We start from the raw sequence: 6,432 nt of genomic DNA, 5'->3' as shown, positions 1-6,432 counted from the left end.
GCCGAGCTCCGGCCCGAATGGTTCGAGGGCAAGAGCCGCGTCGGCCTCACGGCGGGCGCGTCGGCGCCCGAAGTGCTGGTGCGCGAGGTGATCGACCGCATCAAGGCGCTGGGCGCGGTCTCGGTGCGCAAGATGGACGGCATCCAGGAGACGCTCAAGTTCCCGCTCCCCAAGGGACTGAAGCTCGACGACATCCCCGCACCGGGGCATATCTCGTGAGCGGCGCCGTTCAGCACGATTGGCGCGGGGACGTCGAGGCGGCCGCGCGCCGGATCCATCAACGCGCGCCGCATTTCCTGCGCGAAACGCCGCTGTGGAAGCTCTCGGGCCGGGCGCTGGGCGTGGAGACGCCGGGCGTCGAGGTCTGGCTCAAGCTCGAGCATCTGCAAGCCAGCGGCAGCTTCAAGGCGCGCGGCATGATGAACCGGCTGCTGGCCCACGAGATTCCGGCCAGCGGCGCGATCATCGCGTCCGGCGGCAACGCCGGCATCGCCACCGCGGCGGCCGCGCAGGCGCTGGGCGTGCCCTGCGAGGTCTTCCTGCCCAACATGTCGCCCGAGGCCAAGCGGGCCCGGCTGCGCGCGCTCGGCGCCAAGGTGGTGGTCGGCGGCGCGGCCTATTCCGACGCGCTGGCGGCCTGTCTCGAACGGCAGCGCGAAACCGGCGCCTTGCTGACGCATGCCTACGACCAGCCCGAAGTGGTGGCCGGCGCCGGCACGCTCGGGCGCGAGATCGAGCAGCAGGGCGGCCTGCCCGATGCGGTGCTCGTGAGCGTGGGCGGCGGCGGACTGATCGGCGGGCTCGCCGCCTGGTTCGAACGCCGCAGCCGGGTGGTGGCGCTCGAACCCGAGCGCGCGCCGACCCTGGCGCGCGCGCGAGAGGCCGGCGAGCCGGTGGATGTCGAGGTCGGCGGCGTCGCTGCCGATTCGCTCGGCGCGCGGCGCATCGGTGCGATCGCCTGGGACATCACGCAACGCCATGTGGGCGATGCGCTGCTGCTGTCGGACGAGGCGATACGCGCCGCCCAGCTCTGGCTGTGGAAGGAGCTGAAGCTGGCGGTCGAGCCGGCCGCGGCGTTGCCGCTGGCGGCCCTGCAGAGCGGCGCCTATGTGCCGCGCGAGGGCGAGAAGGTCTGCCTGATCATCTGCGGCGCCAACGTCGACCCCGCGACGCTAGCGTAGAGCTCGCCCCCAGGTTGGCTCACTTCGTGTAGCCGCCCACCCCCTGCCGGGGGCAACACCAGCGGCCCGGCGGAGCCGGTTCCGCGGTGCTTCACGAAGGGGCCAGGCTTCGCCGGCCGGTGTGTTCGTGCACCGTGATCGCACGCGACGCGGGGAACTCTCAGGCCTGGGTGGGCTGCTGCTCGCAGTTGACCATCCAGGGCACCCCGAACTTGTCTTCGAGCATGCCGAAGCCGGTCGACCAGAAGGTCGGCGCGTAAGGCATCGTGACCTTGCCGCCGGCGCCGAGCGCGTTGAAGAGCGTCTCGCCTTCCTTCACGTCCTTGGCCTGGACCGACAGCGAGAAGCCCTGGTAGCCCTTGAAGGGGTAGCCGGGCGGCGCATCGGAGGCCATCAGCTGGTGGCCGCGCGCCTCCAGCGTGGCGTGCATGATCTTGCCCTTGTGCTCGGCCGGCGTTTCGGCGCCCATCGGACTTTCGCCGAAGGTCATGCTGAAGAGGATCTTGCCGCCCAGGGCCTGGGCATAGAACGCGAGCGCCTCGGCCGCGTTGCCATTGAAGGTCAGATAGGCTTGCATCGCAACTCCTTGGTGGAATGGTGGGGGGTGAACGATCCTACGCCCACCCCAATGCCCCCACGCTCCTCACTTCGTGTGTCGCTGCCCCCCGAGGGGGCCGCAGGTCGGCTTGGGGCGGCCCGGCGCCCACCTAAAATCACGCGATGCTCGATATCACACTGTTACGCAAGGACCTGGCTTCGGTCGTTGCCCGCCTCGAAACCCGCAAGAAGGATCAGACCTTCCTCGACGTCGGAACGTTCAGCGCCCTCGAAGCCGAGCGCAAGACCCTGCAGACCCGCACCGAGGAACTGCAGGCCCGCCGCAACGTGCTCAACAAGCAGATCGGACCGCTGAAGGCCAAGGGCGAATCGGTCGAGGCGCTGATGGCCGAGGTCAATGCGCTGAAGGCCGAGCAGGAATCCTCGGCCGTCCGCCTGGAGGCGATCCAGCCCGAGCTGCAGGCCTTGCTGCTGGCCGTGCCGAATCTGCCGCACGCGAGCGTGCCGGTTGGCGACGACGAAGACGCCAACGTCGAAGTGCGGCGCTGGAGCCCGCAGGGCGGCGAGGGCGCCGCGGCGACCGCGCTCGGCTTCGCGCCCCGCGATCACGTAGACCTCGGTGCGCCGCTGGGCCTGGATTTCGAGATGGGCGCCAAGCTCGCGGGCTCGCGCTTCACCGTGATGAAGGGCCCGATCGCGCGGCTGCATCGCGCGCTCGCGCAGTTCATGCTCGACATCCAGACCGAGGACCACGGCTACACCGAGTGCTACGTGCCGTACGTCGTCAACGCCGATTCGATGCGCGGCACCGGCCAGCTGCCCAAGTTCGAGGGCGACCTGTTCGCCGCCAAGAAGGGCGGCCAGGACGGCGAGCCCGCGCCGGATCATGCGGCGCTCTACCTGATCCCGACCAGCGAAGTGCCGCTCACGAACTTCGTGCGCGACGAGGTCGTGGCCGAGGCACAGCTGCCGATCCGCCTGACCGCGCACACGCCGTGCTTCCGCTCGGAAGCCGGCAGCGCCGGGCGGGACACGCGCGGCATGATCCGGCAGCACCAGTTCGACAAGGTCGAGATGGTGCAGATCACGCACCCCGACAAGAGCTACGAGGCGCTGGAAGCCATGACCGGCCATGCCGAGGCCGTGCTGAAGGCGCTCGAGCTGCCGTACCGCGTGGTGCTGCTGTGCACCGGCGACATGGGTTTCGGCTCCACCAAGACCTACGACCTCGAAGTCTGGCTGCCGGCGCAGGACACCTACCGCGAGATCAGCTCGGTCTCCAACTGCGAGGCCTTCCAGGCCCGCCGTCTGCAGGCCCGCTTCAAGAACGCGCAGGGCAAGAACGAACTCGTCCACACGCTCAACGGATCCGGCCTGGCGGTCGGACGGGCACTGGTCGCGGTCCTCGAGAACCACCAGAACGAGGACGGCTCGATCGCGGTGCCGAAAGCGCTCCGGCGCTACCTGGGCGGCATCGAGGTGCTGCGGGCCTGAAAAAAGCGCGCGCGAGTTCTGCTATCATCAGCGGCTCGACAGACACCGGAGAGGTGGCAGAGTGGTCGAATGTACCTGACTCGAAATCAGGCGTACGTGCGAACGTACCGAGGGTTCGAATCCCTCCCTCTCCTCCAAGAAGTCAGCAACGACGGGCCCTCTGGGCCCGTTTTGCTTTTCTGCCTGCATCAGCTGCAGGCTCAGGCAGCGGCTCTCCTGCGTTTGCGTGTGGCAGCGGCCTTTCTTGCCGAGGCGGAGCGCTCAGCCGGGCTCCTCGCCGCGCTGGCCGCACCGCCCAGCCGCCCGCCCTTGCGCAACGGCGCATGATCCTCGGGGTGACCTCGGCCGGAGCCGCTCTTCTTGCCGCCGCCCGTCTCCTTGTTGACCGTCGCCCAGGCGCGGCGTTCAGCCTCGTCCCGGGGCGTGCCTCGACGCTCATAGCCCTCTTCGATGTGCTCCGCCTGGCGTTTTTGCTTGTCTGTGTAGGCTGATTTGTCGCCTCTTGGCATGGACCGCTCCTTTCCACACTGGGGTTGAAACGGCTCGGAGTTTGAGCGCCGCACCAGGGCTGCGCGTAGGAAGCCGCCGAATCACGGCGTGCGCGCTTTCTTGGCGGGCCCTAGGCTCGTTCGACCGCTGGGATCTCGGGCGCGCGATGCCCTCCGGCGGACAGATGCAGCGTTGTCTTACCCGACACGACCTGCTGAAGCCGCAGGCTGCGCTTTCACGAAAAAAGGAGAGACGCATGGCCGACGACCTGAGCAACCGTGGCCCACAAGACCGGGCCCGGACGTTCAGCAAGATTGGGGGGGCTGTCATGCCGATGGAACTGCTCCAGGCGCTCGCCGATGCGGAGTTGCCTCTTGACTTCACCAACCCGACGGTTCAGCTGGAACTTCGGGTTCTTCACGACGCCGGGCACATCATCTGCAGCTTTCCACCCGCCAGGCCGGGCGAACCTCAGCCCGCGCGCGTCGAGTTGGTCACGGCGCTGGGTCACAAGGCGCTGAGGCACTTCGGTCCGAACTCTGCATTCGGGCGGCTCGGCRCGCCGTGAAACAGCCCGCCGAAGCGGGCACAAGTCCCAGTCCGTCGAGAGGAAGCAAACGACTCGTCGGCCGTCGCCCGTGGGAGCTCCATGGGGGCGAAGGGCGAACGGCTCGGCCGGTTCGTCATACTTCGCAGCCTCAACCCAATTGGAGACCCCTATGTCAGGACACGGCTTTCACGTGCACGGCCCGCATGACCACGAACTCGAGCACGCCGCACAGGGGGGGCATCAGCCCACCTCCACCCACGACGGGGGCCGCATCAGCCTGACCAGTCAGATTGCGGTGTGCACCGCCGTCATCGCCACGGTCGGGGCGATCTTCGCGTACATGGGAGGACTCACCCAAGCCAACGCCGGTCTTTACAAGAACAACGCGGGCATCAAGAAGACCGAGGCCTCGAACCAGTGGAACTTCTTCCAGGCCAAGAGCACGAAGCAGTCCCTCGCCGAGTTCGCGCTGGACATGTCGTCGAGCGAGCGCAAGCCGGCCTGGCAGGCGAAGGTTGCCCGCTACGAAGCAGAAAAAGGAGAAATCCTGCTCGTCGCCCAAAAGCTCGAGAAGGAGGCCGTGGATTGGGACCTGAAGTCCGAAGCGCAGATGCACCAGCATCATCGCTGGGCCCAGGCCACCACCGCGCTTCAAGTGTCCATCGCGCTGGCCGCGATGGCCTTGCTGACGAGGAAGAAGTGGTTGGAGTGGGGCATGCTCGGCGTCGCAGGGGTGGGGGTGGTCGTGGGCGCACTGGCCGCGTTGCACATCTGAGCGCCGCCGCCTCAGCGCCGCCGGCCGCGCGTCGCCCCAGTCGACGACTGCGGCACCTGCTCGATCGGTAGCGCCACCTCCGACTTGACCTGCCGCAGCACGATGCTGGATCGCACGTGCGTCACGCCGGGCAGGCTGAACAGGGTCTCGTGCAGGAAGCGCTCGTAGTGCTTCATGTCCTGCACCAGCACCGTGAGGATGTAGTCCGCGGGGCCGGTCGCCGACACGCAACTGGTGATCTGCGGGCTGGCAGCGACCGCGTCCTCGAAGCGCTGCACCTGCGATTCGCTGTGCCGGTCGAGGTTGACTTCCGCCACCGCGGCGACATGCAGGCCCACCTTCTCGCGGTCGATCACCGCGGTGTAGCCGCGGATCACGCCGGCGGCCTCCATGTCCTTGATGCGTTTCCAGCACGGCGTGGGCGACAGCCCGACGGCCTCCGAGATCTGTTGCACGGTCTGGCGCGCATCGCGCTGCAGCTCGAAAAGAATCTTCAGGCTGTGGGCGTCAAGAAGAATGGGATCGACATTCATGGCGGATTTCGAGAATCACATTCTCAAATTAGGGTGTTTCGCTAGTGTATTGAAGAAGCCTTTCCTCGCCTCGCGATGGAACAATTTCGGCCATGCAAAGCACCCCCCGCGATCCGTCCGTCCTGCGTTCCGACTACCGCCTGGCCGACAGCCTGTGGGCGACATCGGGTGCCGTCTTCCTCACCGGCACGCAGGCGCTCGTGCGGGTGCTGCTGATGCAGCGCCAGCGCGATCTCGCCCGCGGCCTGGGCACCCAGGGCTTCGTCAGCGGCTATCGCGGCTCGCCGCTGGGCATGGTGGACCAGGCGATCTGGAAGGCCGGCAAGGGCTTCAAGGAGGCCGGCATCCGCTTCGTGCCGGCCATCAACGAGGAGCTCGCGGCCACCCAGGTGCTCGGCACGCAGCGCGTCGAGTCCGACCCCGAGCGCACGGTCGAGGGCGTGTTCGCGATGTGGTACGGCAAGGGGCCGGGCGTGGACCGCGCCGGCGATGCGCTCAAGCACGGCAATGCCTACGGCTCCTCGCCGCATGGCGGGGTGCTGGTGGTGGCGGGCGACGACCATGGCTGCGTCTCGTCGTCGATGCCGCACCAGAGCGACCATGCCTTCGTCGCCTGGAGCATGCCGGTCGTGCAGCCGGCCTGCGTCGCCGAGTACCTCGAGTTCGGCCTCTACGGCTACGAGCTGTCGCGCTACTCGGGCGCCTGGGTCGGCATGGCGGCGCTGTCGGAGGTGGTCGAGAGCGCCAGCACGGTCGACCTGGACCGGGTCGCCGCCCGCGTCGCCGGCTGGGCCGATGCCGACACCGTGCGCGCCGCGACCGGCCACCGCGCGCCTGTCGATGGTCTTCACT

7 protein-coding genes, 1 tRNA gene and 2 pseudogenes are annotated in these 6,432 nt (G+C 68.1%); 7 read left to right on the top strand and 3 right to left on the bottom strand.

Annotated features, from left to right (window positions below; translation table 11 throughout):
• Positions 1–219 (top strand): annotated as a pseudogene (ispH, locus tag AC1D2K_RS27390) (4-hydroxy-3-methylbut-2-enyl diphosphate reductase); the annotation flags it as partial.
• Positions 216–1,181, top strand: a complete 966-nt coding sequence (locus AC1D2K_RS27385) for a threonine/serine dehydratase (RefSeq protein WP_478092595.1) — start codon at positions 216–218, stop codon at positions 1,179–1,181. The pseudogene ispH and the gene AC1D2K_RS27385, both read left to right, overlap by 4 nt.
• Before the next feature lie 160 nt (positions 1,182–1,341).
• Here the strand turns inward: AC1D2K_RS27385 and AC1D2K_RS27380 are convergent, their stop codons facing one another.
• A complete protein-coding gene (locus AC1D2K_RS27380) occupies positions 1,342–1,758 on the bottom strand; it encodes a VOC family protein (protein ID WP_478092594.1) in 417 nt (138 codons plus the stop codon).
• A 143-nt stretch (positions 1,759–1,901) separates the two neighbouring features.
• On the opposite strand from AC1D2K_RS27380, the gene serS reads away from it, so the two are divergent.
• On the top strand, positions 1,902–3,233 hold the full coding sequence (gene serS / locus AC1D2K_RS27375) for a serine--tRNA ligase (RefSeq protein ID WP_478092593.1): 1,332 nt from the start codon (positions 1,902–1,904) through the stop codon (positions 3,231–3,233).
• A gap of 47 nt (positions 3,234–3,280) precedes the next feature.
• Positions 3,281–3,370: transfer RNA gene (locus AC1D2K_RS27370), tRNA-Ser, on the top strand.
• A 63-nt stretch (positions 3,371–3,433) separates the two neighbouring features.
• Here the strand turns inward: AC1D2K_RS27370 and AC1D2K_RS27365 are convergent.
• On the bottom strand, positions 3,434–3,742 hold the full coding sequence (locus AC1D2K_RS27365) for a plasmid stabilization protein (protein ID WP_478092591.1): 309 nt from the start codon (positions 3,740–3,742) through the stop codon (positions 3,434–3,436).
• A 236-nt stretch (positions 3,743–3,978) separates the two neighbouring features.
• Here AC1D2K_RS27365 and AC1D2K_RS27360 point away from each other — a divergent pair, with 236 nt between their 5' ends.
• Together AC1D2K_RS27360 and AC1D2K_RS27355 are read left to right on the top strand one after the other, a co-directional pair.
• The gene (locus tag AC1D2K_RS27360) at positions 3,979–4,290 is read left to right on the top strand and encodes a hypothetical protein (protein ID WP_478092589.1); all 312 of its coding nucleotides are present in this window, start codon (positions 3,979–3,981) and stop codon (positions 4,288–4,290) included.
• A 151-nt stretch (positions 4,291–4,441) separates the two neighbouring features.
• On the top strand, positions 4,442–5,047 hold the full coding sequence (locus tag AC1D2K_RS27355) for a DUF4337 domain-containing protein (RefSeq protein ID WP_478092588.1): 606 nt from the start codon (positions 4,442–4,444) through the stop codon (positions 5,045–5,047).
• A gap of 11 nt (positions 5,048–5,058) precedes the next feature.
• On the opposite strand, the gene AC1D2K_RS27350 is transcribed toward AC1D2K_RS27355, so the two are convergent.
• On the bottom strand, positions 5,059–5,580 hold the full coding sequence (locus tag AC1D2K_RS27350; RefSeq protein ID WP_478092586.1) for an Lrp/AsnC family transcriptional regulator: 522 nt from the start codon (positions 5,578–5,580) through the stop codon (positions 5,059–5,061).
• A 92-nt stretch (positions 5,581–5,672) separates the two neighbouring features.
• Here AC1D2K_RS27350 and AC1D2K_RS27345 point away from each other — a divergent pair.
• A pseudogene (locus AC1D2K_RS27345) lies at positions 5,673–6,432 on the top strand (indolepyruvate ferredoxin oxidoreductase family protein); the annotation flags it as partial.

This window comes from Variovorax sp. P1_H12_2, from assembly GCF_056405335.1.
This window is presented reverse-complemented; position numbering and strand designations above follow the sequence as displayed.